We start from the raw sequence: 16,872 nt of genomic DNA, 5'->3' as shown, positions 1-16,872 counted from the left end.
TCAGACCATCGGGACAGGACGTCCCGGTGTGTCATCAGCCAACCGGCTCGGCCTTGCAACTCATTTCCGCCGAGCCCGGCATCTGCAACAAGGCGTCATCGCCGTCGTACCAGAAGCTGTAGCTGCCCCTGAAATCCTTGCCGCCGTATCGGGTGCCGATAGTGCTCGGCTGCTGGTTCAGGGTAACGGAGGTGTTCGCCCACTTCAGGTACGCGACAGCCGGGTTGACCGTAAAGAAGGTGGCCGCGACCAACGCGTTCAATCCCGCGCAACGAAACGTCACGGGGCCTTCAGTCAGGCGGCTGGGGTCCTTGGTCCTGGCGATGGCTGAGCCCTGGCGCAGTTGATAGGCGCGCTCGGCATAACTTCGGACCGTGCATGCCTTGGGCTCGCGATCCGTGGCGCACTGATTACGGGCGTCGAGCCAGAACTGCTGGTCGATTTCGACCTTGTTTCGAGGCGGTACGGCGTGGTCATCCGTCAGCACCAGTAGATAGAGGCGCTGCAGTTCGATGTCCATTTGCGCCAGCTGCGGGTCGCGGCAGATCCGCTTTTCGATGGCTACTCTGGTCGTGGCGCAATCGAAGCTGGTCTTGAACTCTCGTGAAGAAGTGGCGGCACCGGCGCACAGGCTCGTTGCCGCGCACGCGCCGGCGGCGAGGAGAGAGGCCAAAAGGGGTGTGAGCGTTTTCATTCCGGCTTCACCTGAATCATGACGTCATGCCTGCGCAAACATTCGCTCGCACTGGGTGTATCGCAGTGTAAGGCAGGTATCGAAACCTGCCACACCAAGGGGGGATCAGCAGGGAACGTGATCAACTATAACTCGCTACTCAGTCTTCCCGGCGGATCGTGGACACGTCATTGGCGTTGACTCTGACCTTGGCTCCGGAAATGTCCTCGAACTCGAAGAAGCCGTCCTTGGTCTTGGTTTTAGGCATGTCCTTGGTCAGATACTGTGTGCCGTTCTGCAACGTCACTACCGTTGGCGTCGAGCAGCCGGCCAGTGCCAGAAAGGCCGCGATTGCCAGGGGCAGGCCGAAAGTCTTGATGTTCATATCCACCTCTCATACTTCAAAAAAACGCTGCCATGGCCGCAAACGACCGCAGCTCTAACGCGGTTGGTGCCGCGCAAAGGCAGAAAGTTCGACATCCGCTGAAAATTACCTGGCAGTGCCGCCTTTTATCCCTTTTCGTTTGCATCGGGCAGGGGGTAACTGGTATCTGTACGCATAACCAGTACTCGCTTGCCATGGCCCTTTTTCCTGTGACTGCAAACCCTCTCGACGACCCGTTCTATTACCTCAATAACTTCATGCAAGTGCTTGATTGGCTTGAGCATCGCTATGCCGATGTACTGAGCCTCGAGGAGCAGCGCTTCATTCGTGAATTCAATGGCCTGCCGCGTGAGTCCCGGGGCCTGCTGGTCAGAATGGTCATGCGCAAGGGCATTCACTTCAGGGCCGGCAAGCTGCATTACGTCGAGATCGGCGACATCGCCAGCGCCGCCGGCCCGTTACTGGCGCTGGGCTGGATCGATTCACGGGCGCCGTTGACGCTCGAGACGCTGTTCGAGGTCTTGCTCAAGGCCGAGATCGTGCAATGCTTGGGCAGCGCCATCGATCAACCCAAGGGCAAGAAAACCGACTGGCTGCCGGCGCTGAGCGAGCGGTATCCAGAAACGCAAAGCTTCCGCGACTGGTGCCCGACACTGGACGATTGCCTCTACAGTCTGACCATCATGGGCCTGTGCGATCGACTGCGCTTGATGTTTTTCGGCAATCTTTACCAGGACTGGTCCGAATTCGTGCTCGCCGATCTGGGCATCTTTACCTACGAAAAAGTCGAGTTCAGCGCCGACTCCCGCGGTTTGCGCAGCCGTGAGGACGTGGACGCCTGCCTGTTCCTGCATGAGCAACAGCAGCAGTTCGAGGCCGGTGAGGCGCTGGCGGAGGTCGTCGAGCGGATCAACGGCCTGACACTGAGCAATCCCTGGCTGCAAAGACGTCGAGACAAGCTGCTGTTCCAGATCGGTCAACACTGCGAGCGCATTGCCGACTTTTCCACCGCGTTGGCCCTGTACCGCCAGTGCGCCTATCCCGGTGCACGCCTGCGGCTGATTCGCGTACTGGAACGCTGCGAGGAGTATGAACTGGCGATGGAGCTCGCGACCCAGGCCGGGCAATCACCGCAAAGCGCTGCCGAACAGCAACAATTGCTCCGCGTACTGCCCAGGCTGCGGCGCAAACTCGGCGGGCCGGCGACGAAGCGTGCATCCCCTCGGGAAATGGTGCGCCTGGACCTGCAATTGCCCAGGGTCGACCCGGCCTTGTCGGTGGAGTACCACGTCCAGGCGCACTTGTCCGAAGAGGCGGCGCCGGTCCATTACGTTGAAAACAGCTTGATCAACTCGCTGTTCGGCCTGTTGTGCTGGCCAGCGATTTTCGCGCCGTTGCCTGGGGCGTTTTTCCACCCGTTCCAGCGCGGCCCGGTGGATCTGCTGAGCGAGGATTTCCACAGTCGACGTGCCGACCTGTTCCAGGCATGCCTGGCCGAACTCGATGACGGGCGATACCGGCAGACCATTGGTGAACGCTACGCGCAAAAGTGGGGCGTGCAGTCGCCCTTCGTGTTCTGGGGCGTGCTCAGCGAGGATCTGCTGGAGCAGGCCCTCGACTGCCTGCCGGCCGAGCACCTCAAGCACTGGTTCAACCGCTTGCTGCTGGACATCAAGGCCAATCGCGCCGGCATGCCGGACCTGATCCAGTTCTGGCCGCAGCAGAAGACCTACCGCATGATCGAAGTCAAAGGCCCCGGCGATCGCCTGCAGGATAACCAGCTGCGCTGGCTGGAGTTCTGCCATGAGCACCAGATGCCGATTGCCGTGTGCTACGTGCAATGGGCGGAGCAAGACGCTTGAGCTATAGCATTGCGGTGCGGGCGCTGTGTGAGTTCACCGCCAAGGTCGGTGACCTCGACCTGCGCTTCACGCCGTCGCCGACCGCGCTGGAAGGCATCGTCGGTCATCGCACCGTGGCATCCCGGCGCACCGAGGGTTATCAGAGTGAAGTCGCGCTCGAAGGGCACTATCAGAACCTGACCGTCAAGGGCAGGGCAGATGGCTACGATCCCGGGCAAAACTGCCTGGAAGAAGTCAAAACCTACCGTGGCGACTTGAGCAAGCAACCCGCCAACCACCGCCAACTGCACTGGGCCCAGGCGAAAGTCTACGGCTGGTTGATGTGCTGCAAGCTCGATCTTGAGCAGATCAACCTGGCGCTGGTGTACTTCGACATCGTCAGCGAAAAGGAAACCTGTCTGCTCGAAGCGTTCAGCGCCGCACAGCTGAAGCAGTTCTTCGAGGAACATTGCGAACGGTTCCTGCACTGGGCCGTTCAGGAAATGACCCATCGCGAGGCGCGCAATCGGGCGGCGCAGCAGTTGGCGTTCCCCCATGCCGGTTTTCGACCGGGCCAGCGTCATCTGGCCGAGTCGGTGTTCAAGGCGGTCAGCACGGGCCGCTGCCTGATGGCCCAGGCACCGACGGGGATTGGCAAGACCGTCGGCACGCTGTTTCCGATGCTCAAGGCCCTGGCGCCCCAACAACTGGACAAGGTGTTTTTCCTGACGGCGAAAACGCCGGGACGCAAACTGGCTCTGGACGCCGCCCAGGTGATCCTCGACAGCGCCGACGCGCCACCCTTGCGGGTGCTGGAAATGGTCGCCCGGGACAAGACCTGCGAACACCCGGACAAGGCCTGCCACGGTGAGTCCTGCCCGTTGGCCCAGGGCTTCTATGACCGTTTGCCGGCGGCACGCCAGGCCGCCAACGGGCTCAACCTGCTGAATCAGGGCGCCTTGCGTCAGGTTGCGTTGGAACACACGGTCTGCCCGTATTACCTGAGCCAGGAAATGGCCCGCTGGGCGGACGTGGTGGTTGCGGACTACAACTATTACTTCGATTTCAGTGCCTTGCTGTTCGGTCTGGCCCAGGCCAACCACTGGACTGTCGCGGTGCTGGTGGACGAAGCGCACAATCTGGTGGAGCGTGGCCGTCAGATGTATAGCGCCAGCCTCGATCAATCGACCCTCAACGGCGTACGAAAAACCGCGCCCGAAGCGCTGAAAAAGCCACTGCAACGGGTCAACCGTGAATGGAATGCCCTGCATAACCTGCAATCAGGTGCCTACCAGGCCTATGACAAGCCCCCGGAAAAATTGCTCCAGGCGCTGTCTTCCTGCACTGCCAGCATCGGTGATTACCTGAACGATCACCCGCAAGGGCTGGACAGTGCGTTACAGAGTTTCTACTTCGAGATGCTGCAGTTCTGCCGCGTGGCCGAACGCTTCGATGAACAGTTTCTGTTCGACATCAGCAAGCGCGACCTCGACCGCAAACGATGCCTTTCGCAACTGTGCCTGCGCAACGTGGTGCCCGCCGGTTTCATCGGGCCACGCCTGACCGCCGCACGCAGCACCGTGCTGTTTTCCGCGACCCTCAGCCCTCGCCACTATTACGCCGATCTACTGGGCACACCGGCCAACACCGTGTGCATCGACGTCGAATCGCCGTTTCATGCCGACCAATTGCAAGTGCACATCGTCGACCGGATCTCCACCCGATTCGTCCATCGGGAAGCCTCGCTGGCGCCGATAGTCGAGCTGATCGCCAAGCAGTTCACCCAGCGTCCCGGCAACTACCTGGCGTTCTTCAGCAGTTTCGATTATCTGCAGCAAGTGGCGCAGTTGCTGGCCGAGCGGCACCCGCAGATCACGCTGTGGACGCAGTCTCGCGCGATGGCGGAAGAACAGCGTCAGCAGTTTCTCGATCAATTCACCGAAGGCGGCGAGGGCATCGGTTTTGCGGTGCTGGGCGGGGCGTTTGGCGAAGGCATCGACTTGCCCGGTGCGCGACTGATCGGCGCGTTCATCGCCACCCTGGGCCTGGCCCAGCTCAACCCGGTCAACGAACAGTTGAAGCGGCGCATGGCGGCGATTTTCGGCGCCGGCTACGACTACACCTACCTCTTTCCCGGCGTGCAGAAAGTGGTACAGGCCGCCGGGCGGGTGATTCGCACGCAACAGGATCAAGGGGTGGTGATGTTGATCGATGACCGGTTTGCCGAGAGCAAGGTCAAGCAACTGCTGCCGCGTTGGTGGTCGATTGCCCCCGCGCTCTGACGGTCCGGCTTTTTTCGCCTCACCAAATGCCCGGTTTGCCGCATACTCCAGTTAAACACCAGCGCCGAGGGACCAATGAACCAGGATCGAAGCAAAGCCAACGCCGTTGAGGACAAGCGTTTTCGCCTGTTGATCGATGCGGTGATTGACTACGCGATCTACATGATTGACCCCGACGGCATCATCACCAGCTGGAACGCCGGTGCCAGGCGTTTCAAGGGGTACGAGGAGGCGGAAATCCTCGGCCAGCATTTCTCGCGCTTCTACACCAATGAGGACCGCCGTGCCGGTTTGCCCCAACGGGCGCTCGACACGGCGATTGACGAAGGACGATTCGAAGGCGAAGGCTGGCGCGTACGCAAGGACGGCACGCATTTCTGGTCCCACGTGGTGATTGATCCGATTATCGACCCTTCGGGAAAATTGCTGGGATTTGCCAAGATCACCCGTGATTTGACCGACCGCAAAATGGCCGAAGAAGTCCTCAAGCAGAGTGAGCAGCAGTTCCGCTTGCTGGTGCAAAGCGTTACGGACTACGCCATCTACATGCTCGCCCCGGATGGGCGCGTGACCAACTGGAATCTCGGTGCGCAGCGCATCAAGGGCTATTTGCCCCAGGAAGTGATCGGCGAGCATTTCTCGATGTTCTATACCCCGCAAGACCGCGAGGCGGGCGAGCCGCAGCGAACCCTGGACACCGCGACCCGTGAAGGGCGATTCGAAAGCAAGGGCTGGCGTGTGCGCAAGGACGGTACGCAGTTCCTTGCGCATGTCGTGGTCGATCCGATCCGGGGCGACACCGGCACCTTGCTCGGTTTCGCCAAGATCACCCGCGACATCACCGAATCGACACTGGCCCAGCAGACGCTGGAGCAAACCCGCGAAGCGCTGTTCCAGGCGCAGAAAATGCAGGCCATCGGCCAACTCAGCGGGGGGATCGCCCATGATTTCAACAATTTGTTGACCGTCATCCTTGGCAATCTGGAAATCGTCCGCAAACGTCTGGCGGATGACCCAAAAGTCGTGCGCTTGCTCGACAACGCCACCCAGGGCGCCTTGCGCGGTGTTTCCCTCACCCAGCGCATGCTGGCTTTTGCACGGCGCCAGGAGCTGAAGTCCGAACCGGTCGAGATACCGGCCCTGGTGCAGGGGATTTCCGGGCTGTTGCGCAGTTCGTTGGGACCTTCAGTGAAATTGGAAACGCGTTTTCCCGCGGATGTCGAATCGGTGATGGCCGACGTCAACCAACTTGAACTGGCCTTGTTGAACCTGGCCACCAACGCCCGTGACGCCATGCCCCATGGCGGCAAAATCGTCATCAGCACGCGCACCGAAGAGTTCCAGAAGGGCAACCGCCCGGCACTGGCTGCTGGCCGTTATGTGTGCCTGAGTGTCAGCGACACCGGGGAAGGGATGGATGAGGCGACGCTGGCGTCGGCGATGGACCCGTTCTTCACCACCAAGGGACTGGGCAAAGGCACCGGGTTGGGGTTGTCGATGGTCCACGGCTTTATCGCGCAATTGGGCGGACGGTTCGTCCTCAAGAGCCAGAAAGACCAGGGCACCACGGCGGAACTGTGGTTGCCCGTCGCTACCGAGCGCACGGCTGCCCTCGTTGCCGACGAGCCCGTGACACCGGATGTACCTCGCCTGTGCGTCCTGGTGGTGGATGACGACAGCCTGGTGCTGACCAGTACCTGTCTGTTGCTGGAAGACCTTGGTCATCGAGTCGTCAGCGCAACATCCGCTGTCCAGGCACTGGAAATATTTACGGGGCAACAGGGCATTGACCTGGTGATCACCGACATGGCCATGCCGCAGATGAGTGGTGCGCAACTGGCGGATGCGATCCGCACGCTGGATTCGAACGTTCCGATTATCCTGGCCACCGGTTATGCCGAGCGACTGGAAGGATTCGCCACCACGCTGCCCAGGCTGTCGAAACCCTTTACTCAACTCAGCCTGGTGGAAGTGATTGCTTCGGCGATGAAGTGAGCGACCGGGTGTACTGCTCATAACGCGCCAACATCGGTTGCGTGCTGATGCCGTGCAGCACAATGCTCAGGGCCACCACCGACAGGGTCAGATCCGTACACAGGGTGGCGACCGACGCGCCGAGGCCATGGTTCAAGGCATAGAACAGGTAGTAAAAGCTGCCGATGCCGCGAATGCCGAACCAGCCCACCAACAGTCGTTGCCGGACGCTGAGCAAAGTGCCCCAGGGCATCAGCCCGACACTCAGCGGGCGAATCACGCAGAACAGCACCAGTGCGACCACCAGCGCCCGCCAGTCCCAGTGCCCCACCAGCACCACCCCGAGCAAGGTCACCAGAAACACTTCCATGGCCCGTTCGACCAGGCTGCCAAACGACAGCATGTCGCCGATCATGATTCCGGCCGCCACTTGTGTGTCCTCCAGATGCTCCACATCGCCGTGCACGGCGGCGTCCGGTTCGACGTTCTGATGACCGACCACCGGTTGCACCAGATGCTCGGCCGGGGTCCGTGAATCACCCGCTGATTGGACTTCGGCCCGGCGCAACCCCAGCCCCGCGGCAAATACCGAGAGAAAGCCATAGCCGTGCACCGACTCCGCCGCGACATACGCCAGTGCAATCAGGGCGAAGGTCAGGTAGTCATTGGGCGATAGGGTACTGTCGGCATTGCGGATGCGCATGGACAGGGTCAGACGCCCGATACCACGGCCCATGCCATAGCCGATCAGCAAGCCGGCGGGCACGGCCCATAGCAGCCGCTTGAGTGCCCAGTCATCGAGCCAGGCGCCGGACGATCCGGCGCTTTGCTGCAGAAACAGCAAGCCCAGGATCACAAACGGGAAGGCGATTCCGTCATTCAGGCCCGCCTCTCCGGACAGCCCGAAGCGCACCGGGTCGGCATCCTTGGCATCGTTGACCTGGACCAGCGAGGCCAACACCGGGTCGGTCGGGGCCAGGATGGCGCCGATCAACAGCGAGACGCCCCAGGGCAGCGCGAAGGCAACATGAAGGAGCAGGCAGACGCCGGTGATGCTCAGCAGCATCACCGGTCCCGCCAACCCGAATGCCACGCGCCATTTGCGATCCCTGAGCGGCAGGCGCAGCTTGAGCCCGCAGACAAACAACGAAAAAAGCACCGCGACTTCCGTCAGGTGCTCCATCCAGTCAGAGGCATCCTTGATATCCAGCCGTAGCCAGCCCAGGCCGGCCGGACCGATGCCCACCCCCAGCAGCAGGCACACCGCCGAGGTGGTCACCGGCATCCAGCGCAGGTAGGACGAGGCGAGTGCCAATGCCAGCAGCACGGCACCCAGCACGGCGACCCAGGCAATGAAGCTCATGGCCTCGGGTCATCAGGTGCGGACATGGTGACCTCCAGAAATCAAAGGCCCGGCAGTGCAGGGCCTATGAAGGGTGGAGCACCAGAGTGGTCGGCCGGTTCCATCTTTGCGTCACCCGACTCGTCAAAGGATCGGTTTGCCGCCCGTCACGCCAAAACGCTGGCCGGTGATGTAGCTGCCTTCGTCCGAGGCCAGCAGCACATAGATCGGCGCCACTTCCACCGGTTGGCCCGGACGGCCGAGCGGGGTGTTGGCGCCGAAGTTCTGCACCGTTTCTTCCGGCATGGTCGAGACGATCAGCGGCGTCCAGATCGGCCCCGGCGCCACGCTGTTCACGCGGATGTTCTTCGGTCCGAGCATTTGCGCCAGGCCGGCGGTGAAGTTGGCGATTGCCCCTTTGGTCGTGGCGTAGGCGAGCAGGGTCGGGTTGGGCATGTCGGAGTTGACCGAACTGGTGTTGATGATCGAACTGCCGGGTTTCATGTGCTTCAACGCCGCCTGACAAATCCTGAACATTGCGGTGATGTTGACGTCGAAGGTCATCAACCACTCTTCGTCGGGGATTTCTTCGAGGGTTTCGTGGGTCATCTGAAACGCAGCGTTATTGACCAGCACATCGATGCGGCCGAAACGCTCGACGGTTTTCTCCACCAGCGCCCGGCAATGCACCTTGTGCGCAAGATCGCCCGGCAGCAGCAGGCATTGGCGCCCGGCCTGTTCGATCCAGCGTGCGGTTTCTTCGGCGTCTTCCTGCTCATCCAGATACGCAATGGCCACATCGGCGCCTTCACGGGCGAAGGCAATCGCCACGGCTCGGCCAATTCCGCTGTCGCCACCGGTGATCAAGGCAATCTTGCCCTGCAGCCGACCCGAGCCCTTGTAGCTTTGCTCGCCACAGTCGGGATAAGGGTCCATTTTGCGCTGGGAGCCGGGGACGGGTTGCTGTTGTTTGGGGAAGGGTGGTTTTGGGTAGGTGGCCATCATCAATCTCCGATCTCAAGGCTGGGAGTCAAAGGGTTGACCCCGTTGTTTTGCGCTGAGTTCGGTTTGGATTTCAGATTGGATACAACAGATGAAAACGACGCAATCCTTGAGCCGGCTTGCCGGCGATGGTCTCGAGTGCGCCGCGTTAATTCTGGTTACGCGCGTTATCGTTCACGTCCATCGCGAGCAAGCTCGCTCCTACAATGGGTCGTGCCAGGTACGCATACGTGTAGGAGCCAGCCTGCTGGTGATGGTCTCGAGTGCGCCGCGTTAATTCTGGTTACACGGGTTATCGTTCACGTCCATCGCGAGCGAGCTCGCTCCTACAATGGATCGTGCCAGGTACGTATACGTGTAGGAGCCAGCCTGCTGGCGATGGTCTCGAGTGCGCCGCGTTAATTCTGGTTACACGGGTCATCGTTCACGTCCATCGCGAGCAAGCTCGCTCCTACAATGGGTCGTGCCCAGGTACGCATACGTGTAGGAGCCAGCCTGCTGGCGATGGTCTCGAGTGCGCCGCGTTAAGTCTGGTTACACGGGTTATCGTTCACGTCCATCGCGAGCGAGCTCGCTCCTACAATGGGTCGTGCCCAGGTACGCATACGTGTAGGAGCCAGCCTGCTGGCGATGGTCTCGAGTGCGCCGCGTTCAGTCTGGTTACACGGGTCATCGTTCACGTCCATCGCGAGCGAGCTCGCTCCTACAATGGGTCTTGCCCAGGTACGCATACGTGTAGGAGCCAGCCTGCTGGCGATGGTCTCGAGTGCGCCGCGTTAAGTCTGGTTACACGGGTTATCGTTCACGTCCATCGCGAGCAAGCTCGCTCCTACAATGGATCGTGCCAGGTACGTATACGTGTAGGAGCCAGCCTGCTGGCGATGGTCTCGAGTGCGCTGCGTTCAGTCTGGTTACGCGCGTTATCGTTGACGTCCATCGCGAGCAAGCTCGCTCCTACAATGGGTCGTGCCAGGTACGCATACGTGTAGGAGCCAGCCTGCTGGCGATGGTCTCGAGTGCGCCGCGTTCAGTCTGGTTACGCGCGTTATCGTTGACGTCCATCGCGAGCAAGCTCGCTCCTACAATGGGTCGTGCCAGGTACGCATACGTGTAGGAGCCAGCCTGCTGGCGATGGTCTCGAGTGCGCCGCGTTAAGTCTGGTTACGCGCGCTATCGTTCACGTCCATCGCGAGCGAGCTCGCTCCTACAATCGGGCCGTGTCAGGCGTGGAGGTTGCGCAAACTGCGTTCCATCCGCGCGATGCCTTCTTCGAGCAGCGAGCGCGGGCAGCCGAAGTTCAGACGCACGAACTGTTGGCAGTCATCGCCGAAGTCCAGGCCGGCGCTCAGGCCGACTTTGGCCTGTTCGAGGAAAAACTGCTGCGGGTTGTCCAGTCCCAGCGCCGAGCAATCGAGCCAGGCCAGGTAGGTGCTTTGCGGCACGTTCATGCTGATGCCCGGCAGGCGGTTGCGCACGGCCTCTACCAGGTAATCGCGGTTGCCTTGCAGGTAGGCCTTGAGTTCGTTCAGCCAGGGCGCGGCTTCGCTATAAGCGACGCGGGTGGCTTCCAGGCCCAGGGGGTTGACGCTGTCGACCATGCCGCAACGGGCCTGGTTGACGCGTTCGCGCAGGTGACGGTCCTGAATGATCATGAACGAGGTTTTCAGCCCGGCGATGTTGTAGGCCTTGCTGGCCGACATCAGGGTGATGGTGCGCTGGGCGACTTGCGGGCTCAGCGTCGCCATCGGAATGTGCTGGCGACCGTCGAAACACAGCTCGGCATGGATTTCGTCGGAGATGATCCAGGCGTCGTGCTCCAGGCAGACATCGGCAATGGCCTGCAGCTCGGCGCGCGGGAAGGCTTTGCCCAGCGGGTTGTGCGGGTTGCTCAACAGCAGCGCGCCGCCACCTTGCAGCGACTGGCTCAAGGTCGCCAGCGGCGTGCTGTAGGTACCGTCAGGCTGCGCCTCGAAGCCCAGTTCGACCTTGTTCAGCCCCCAGTGGCCCGGGGCATGGCGCAGCGGCGGGTAGTTCGGCACCTGCACCACGACATTCTGTTGAGGTTGCACCAGGGCCTTGAGCGCCATGTTGAAGCCCGACTCGACGCCCGGCAGAAAGATCAGTTCCTGCGGCTCCACGCGCCAGGCGTACTTGTTCCACAGATCGGCAACGATGGCCTCGCGCAAGTCGTCCGAGGCCACGCTATAGCCGACCATCGGGTGTTCCAGGCGTTTTTGCAGGGCCTGGATGATCACCGGCGGCGCAGCGAAATCCATGTCGGCGACCCACATCGGCAACACGTCGGCCGGGTAGCGGCTCCATTTGGTACTGCCGGTGTTGTGGCGGTCGAACACCTGATCAAAATCGAAAGTCATGCGCAGTCTCGTGAAAGCTGGGTTGAATATGGCGCCATGATAAGCGCCAAGCCCCTGCAGGAGCGAGCCTGCTCGATGGCCCGAACAAGAAAAACCCTGTGGGAGCGGGCTTGCCCGCGATAGCGACGGCACAGTCGACATTAATAGTGGCTGACCCACCACCATCGCGGGCAAGCCCGCTCCCACAGGGTTTGCGTCGACTCGACAAACGGCCGACGGTCGGTTTTCACACAGGACCCCCTCGCGTTGACTAGAGTTTCAGTGTCGGCAGCCCGTCTGCCGCCACCGTGTTTGTCCAGTAAAATCCGGGAAACGTACCGGATCTCCACCTGATCAGGAGTGCACGATGGACCTCAGCCGTCGTCAGTTCTTCAAGGTCGCCGGTATCGGCCTTGCAGGCTCTAGCCTGGGCGCGTTGGGCATGGCCCCGGCGCCTGCCTTTGCCGAACAGGTGCGCCACTTCAAGCTCGCCCACACCCATGAAACCCGCAACACCTGCCCGTACTGCTCGGTCGGCTGTGGGTTGATCATGTACAGCCAGGGCGATGCGGCGAAGAATGTCGCGCAAAGCATCATCCACATCGAAGGTGACGCCGACCACCCGGTCAACCGCGGCACCCTGTGCCCCAAAGGCGCAGGCCTGCTGGACTTCATTCACAGCCCCGGCCGCCTGCAGTACCCGCAGGTCCGCAAGCCCGGCAGCAGCGAATGGACGCGGGTGTCCTGGGATGACGCGCTCAATCGCATCGCCGACCTGATGAAGGCCGACCGCGACGCCAACTTCATCGAGAAAAATGCCCAGGGGCAAACGGTGAACCGCTGGCTGACCACCGGTTTCCTCGCGGCCTCGGCGGCGTCCAACGAAGCGGGCTACATCACCCACAAGGTCATTCGCAGTCTCGGCATGCTGGGGTTTGATAACCAGGCGCGTGTCTGACACGGCCCGACGGTGGCAAGTCTTGCCCCGACGTACGGCCGTGGTGCCATGACCAATACCTGGACCGATATCGCCAACGCGAATCTGGTTCTGGTGATGGGCGGCAACGCAGCAGAAGCGCACCCTTGCGGTTTCAAATGGGTGACCGAAGCCAAGGCGCACAACAAGGCGCGGCTGATCGTGGTCGACCCGCGATTCACCCGGACCGCCTCGGTGGCCGACTATTACGCGCCGATCCGCACCGGCACCGACATCGCCTTCATGGGCGGGCTGATCAACTACCTGCTGACCGAGGACAAGATCCAGCACGAATACGTGCGCAATTACACCGACGTGTCGTTCATCGTCAAAGCCGGCTATGGCTTCGAAGACGGGATTTTCAGCGGCTACGACGTGGCCAAACGCGCCTATACCGACAAGTCCGGCTGGGGTTACGAGCTGGGTGAGGACGGTTTTGCCAGGGTCGACCCGACCCTGCAAGACCCGCGTTGCGTCTATCAACTGATGAAGCAGCACTACAGCCGCTACAACATCGACCTGGCGAGCCAGGTGTGCGGCATGCCGGTCGATGCCATGAAAAAGATCTGGGAAGAAATCGCCACCTGCTCGCAACCGGGCAAGACCATGACGATTCTCTATGCCCTGGGCTGGACCCAGCACTCCATCGGTTCGCAGATCATCCGCAGCGCCGCCATGGTGCAATTGCTGCTGGGCAACGTCGGCATGCCGGGCGGGGGCGTGAATGCCCTGCGCGGCCACTCCAACATCCAGGGGTTGACCGACCTGGGGCTGTTGTCCAACTCGTTGCCCGGTTACCTGACGCTGCCGGGCGACGCCGAGCAGGATTACAACGCCTACATCGTCAAGCGCACGCAGAAACCGTTGCGTCCGGGGCAGTTGTCCTATTGGCAGAACTACGGCAAGTTCCACGTCAGCCTGATGAAAGCCTGGTACGGCGCCAACGCCACCGCCGAGAACAACTGGTGCTACGAGTACCTGCCGAAACTGGACATTCCCAACTACGACATCCTCAAGGTGTTCGACCTGATGGGCCAGGGCAAGGTCAACGGCTACATGTGCCAGGGTTTCAATCCGATCGCCGCGTTACCCGACAAGAACCGGGTAATGGCGGCGCTGGCCAGACTCAAATGGCTGGTGGTGATGGACCCGCTGGCCACCGAAACCTCGGAGTTCTGGCGCAACGTCGGGCCGTTCAACGATGTGAAGAGCGCCGACATCCAGACCGAAGTGATACGCCTGCCCACCACCTGCTTCGCCGAAGAAGACGGGTCGCTGGTCAACAGCAGCCGCTGGCTGCAATGGCACTGGAAAGGCGCCGATGGCCCCGGTGAAGCGCAAACCGACATCCGCATCATGAGCGAGCTGTACCTGCGCTTGCGCCAACGCTATCAGAGCGAAGGCGGGAAATACCCTGACCCGATCCTCAAACTGTCCTGGCCCTACAAGATCGCCGACGAGCCTTCGCCGGAGGAACTGGCGAAGGAAATCAACGGTTCCGCCACCGCCGACTTCACCGACGCCACTGGCGCGGCAGTCAAGGCCAATGCCCAACTGGCCGGCTTCGCTCAGCTCAAGGACGATGGCAGCACGGCGTCCGGTTGCTGGATTTTCTGCGGCAGCTGGACCGAGGCGGGCAACCAGATGGCCCGGCGCGACAACAGCGATCCGTATGGCATGCATCAACATCAGGGCTGGGCCTGGGCCTGGCCGGCCAACCGGCGGATTCTCTACAACCGTGCCTCGGCCGACGTGCAAGGCAAACCCTGGGATCCGAAGAAACGCCTGGTGTGGTGGAACGGCAAAGCCTGGGGCGGCACCGACGTGCCTGACTACAAGGCCGATGTGCCGCCGGAAGCCGGGATGAACCCGTTCATCATGAACCCCGAAGGCGTGGCGCGGTTCTTCGCCGTCGACAAGATGAACGAAGGGCCGTTCCCCGAACACTATGAGCCGTTCGAGACGCCCATCGGCATCAACCCGATGCACCCGAACAACAAGAAAGCCACCAGCAACCCGGCGGCGCGGATCTTCGACTCGGTGTGGGATTCCCTCGGCGTGGCCAAGGATTACCCGTACGCCGCCACCAGCTACCGCCTGACCGAGCATTTCCACTTCTGGAGCAAGCACTGCAAGCTCAATGCAATTTCCCAGCCCGAGCAGTTCGTCGAGATCGGCGAAGTGCTGGCCAAGGAGAAAGGCATCGTCGCCGGTGACCGTGTGCGCGTCAGCTGCAAGCGCGGGCATATCGAAGCGGTGGCGGTGGTGACCAAGCGGATTCGGCCGTTGCAGGTCAACAATCAAGTGGTGCACCAGATCGGTATCCCGCTGCACTGGGGGTTCACCGGCCTGACGCGCCACGGTTACCTGACCAACACCCTGGTGCCGTTCCTCGGCGATGGCAACACCCAGACCCCGGAATCCAAGTCATTCCTGGTCAACGTGGAGAAAATCTAAATGGCCAGCCAAGACATCATTGCCCGCTCGGCCACCACCACCGTACCGTCCTCGGTGCGCAATCAGGAGGAAGTCGCCAAGCTCATCGACACCACCAAGTGCATCGGCTGCAAGGCCTGCCAGGTCGCCTGCTCGGAATGGAACGAGCTGCGCGACGAGGTCGGCCACAACCACGGCACTTATGACAACCCGCAGGATCTCAGCGCCGAAACCTGGACCCTGATGCGCTTCACGGAGCACGAAAACGACGCCGGCAACCTCGAATGGCTGATTCGCAAGGACGGCTGCATGCACTGCGCCGAACCCGGTTGCCTGGCGGCATGCCCCAGCCCCGGTGCGATCATCAAGCACGCCAACGGCATCGTCGACTTCAACCAGGACCACTGCATCGGTTGCGGCTATTGCATCACCGGTTGCCCGTTCAACATTCCACGCATCTCGCAAAAGGATCACAAGGCCTACAAGTGCACCTTGTGTTCGGACCGGGTGGCCGTAGGGCTGGAGCCGGCCTGCGTGAAAACCTGTCCGACCGGGGCCATCGTCTTTGGCACCAAGGAAGACATGAAGGAACACGCCGCCGAACGCATCGTCGACCTCAAGAGTCGCGGTTTTGACCAGGCCGGTCTGTACGACCCGGCCGGCGTTGGCGGCACCCATGTGATGTACGTGCTGCACCATGCCGACACGCCGAAGCTCTACGCCGGTTTGCCCGCCGACCCGGCGATCAGCCCGTTGGTGGGCCTGTGGAAAGGCGTGAGCAAACCCTTGGCGCTGCTGGCGATGGGCGCGGCGGTGCTGGCCGGGTTCTTCCACTACGTGCGCGTCGGTCCGCAGGTAGTCGAGGAGGATGAACTACCGCCAGGCAACGACCCGGCGGTGCATGAGGTCGATCCGTCGGTGCACACCTATGATCCGAAGCGGGAGAACAGGCCATGATCCGCAAAGAGATCCTTCGCTATACCGCCAACCAGCGCACCAACCACTGGCTGGTGGCGATCCTGTTTTTCATGGCAGGGCTGTCCGGACTGGCGTTGTTTCACCCGGCGCTGTTCTGGCTGAGCAACTTGTTCGGCGGCGGTCCGTGGACACGCATCCTGCACCCGTTCATGGGCGTGTTGATGTTCCTGTTGTTCCTCGGGCTGGTGGTGCGCTTCTGGCGCGCCAATTACTTCATCGCCAATGACCGCTTGTGGCTCAAGCGTATTGACCGGGTGATGAAAAACGAGGAGGAGGGCGTGCCCCCCATCGGCAAGTACAACCCCGGGCAGAAATTGCTGTTCTGGACTTTACTGCTGTGCATGTTCGGGTTGCTGTTCACCGGCCTGGTGATCTGGCGCGCGTATTTCAGCGACTACTTCGGCATCACCCTGATCCGTTGGGCGATGTTGCTGCATGCCTTGGCCGGTTTCGTGCTGATCCTGAGCATCATCGTGCACATCTACGCCGGGATCTGGATCCAGGGCTCGGTCAGCGCCATGATGCATGGCTGGGTCAGCCGTGCCTGGGCGAAGAAACACCATGAACTGTGGTATCGCGAGGTGACGCGTGACGAGCGTCCCGACCCGCCCTTGAGCAAAAAAGGATAA

General features: G+C 61.5%; 11 protein-coding genes. 6 read left to right on the top strand and 5 right to left on the bottom strand.

Translation table 11 applies throughout. From position 1 onward, the window contains the following. Positions 1-34: 34 nt before the first annotated feature. Both ACX3YF_RS24745 and ACX3YF_RS24740 read right to left on the bottom strand, forming a co-directional pair. Positions 35-694, bottom strand: a complete 660-nt coding sequence (locus ACX3YF_RS24745) for an MliC family protein (RefSeq protein WP_130204233.1) — start codon at positions 692-694, stop codon at positions 35-37. 139 nt (positions 695-833) lie between these two features. Further along, the gene (locus tag ACX3YF_RS24740) at positions 834-1,058 is read right to left on the bottom strand and encodes a YgdI/YgdR family lipoprotein (RefSeq protein ID WP_047528837.1); all 225 of its coding nucleotides are present in this window, start codon (positions 1,056-1,058) and stop codon (positions 834-836) included. A 194-nt stretch (positions 1,059-1,252) separates the two neighbouring features. Between ACX3YF_RS24740 and ACX3YF_RS24735 the strand changes: the two genes are divergently transcribed. The 3 genes from ACX3YF_RS24735 (at position 1,253) to ACX3YF_RS24725 (ending at position 7,176) form a co-directional block, all read left to right on the top strand. Then, on the top strand, positions 1,253-2,920 hold the full coding sequence (locus ACX3YF_RS24735) for a VRR-NUC domain-containing protein (protein WP_458974481.1): 1,668 nt from the start codon (positions 1,253-1,255) through the stop codon (positions 2,918-2,920). Then, positions 2,917-5,181, top strand: a complete 2,265-nt coding sequence (locus ACX3YF_RS24730; protein WP_458974480.1) for an ATP-dependent DNA helicase — start codon at positions 2,917-2,919, stop codon at positions 5,179-5,181. Before ACX3YF_RS24735 ends, ACX3YF_RS24730 begins: the two co-directional genes overlap by 4 nt. A 75-nt stretch (positions 5,182-5,256) precedes the next feature. Then, complete coding sequence (locus tag ACX3YF_RS24725; RefSeq protein ID WP_458974479.1) at positions 5,257-7,176, top strand: hybrid sensor histidine kinase/response regulator; 1,920 nt, start codon at positions 5,257-5,259, stop codon at positions 7,174-7,176. Here the strand turns inward: ACX3YF_RS24725 and ACX3YF_RS24720 are convergent. The 3 genes from ACX3YF_RS24720 to ACX3YF_RS24710 all read right to left on the bottom strand — a co-directional run bounded on the left by ACX3YF_RS24720 (position 7,139) and on the right by ACX3YF_RS24710 (position 11,874). Next, positions 7,139-8,518 (bottom strand): cation:proton antiporter, encoded by a 1,380-nt coding sequence (locus ACX3YF_RS24720; protein WP_130204237.1) that lies wholly within the window; start codon positions 8,516-8,518, stop codon positions 7,139-7,141. The genes ACX3YF_RS24725 and ACX3YF_RS24720 overlap by 38 nt on opposite strands. A 123-nt stretch (positions 8,519-8,641) precedes the next feature. Then, positions 8,642-9,499, bottom strand: coding sequence for an SDR family oxidoreductase (locus ACX3YF_RS24715; RefSeq protein ID WP_448647875.1), 858 nt, complete (start codon positions 9,497-9,499; stop codon positions 8,642-8,644). Positions 9,500-10,719: 1,220 nt separating this feature from the next. Then, the gene (locus ACX3YF_RS24710) at positions 10,720-11,874 is read right to left on the bottom strand and encodes a MalY/PatB family protein (protein WP_458974478.1); all 1,155 of its coding nucleotides are present in this window, start codon (positions 11,872-11,874) and stop codon (positions 10,720-10,722) included. 346 nt (positions 11,875-12,220) lie between these two features. On the opposite strand from ACX3YF_RS24710, the gene fdnG reads away from it, so the two are divergent. From fdnG to ACX3YF_RS24695, 3 genes are read left to right on the top strand one after another with little or no spacing between them, the layout of a single operon-like run. Further along, positions 12,221-15,286, top strand: a complete 3,066-nt coding sequence (fdnG, locus tag ACX3YF_RS24705) for a formate dehydrogenase-N subunit alpha (RefSeq protein ID WP_448647876.1) — start codon at positions 12,221-12,223, stop codon at positions 15,284-15,286. Continuing rightward, positions 15,287-16,222 carry a formate dehydrogenase subunit beta gene (fdxH, locus tag ACX3YF_RS24700; protein ID WP_448647877.1) on the top strand — a complete coding sequence of 312 codons (936 nt, stop codon included), beginning with the start codon at positions 15,287-15,289 and terminating at the stop codon, positions 16,220-16,222. Then, positions 16,219-16,872 (top strand): formate dehydrogenase subunit gamma, encoded by a 654-nt coding sequence (locus tag ACX3YF_RS24695; protein ID WP_458974477.1) that lies wholly within the window; start codon positions 16,219-16,221, stop codon positions 16,870-16,872. Before fdxH ends, ACX3YF_RS24695 begins: the two co-directional genes overlap by 4 nt.

This window comes from Pseudomonas fluorescens group sp. PF-69, from assembly GCF_054481235.1.
Note: the sequence above shows the minus strand (reverse complement) of the source record. Positions and strands in the feature narration are given on the sequence as shown.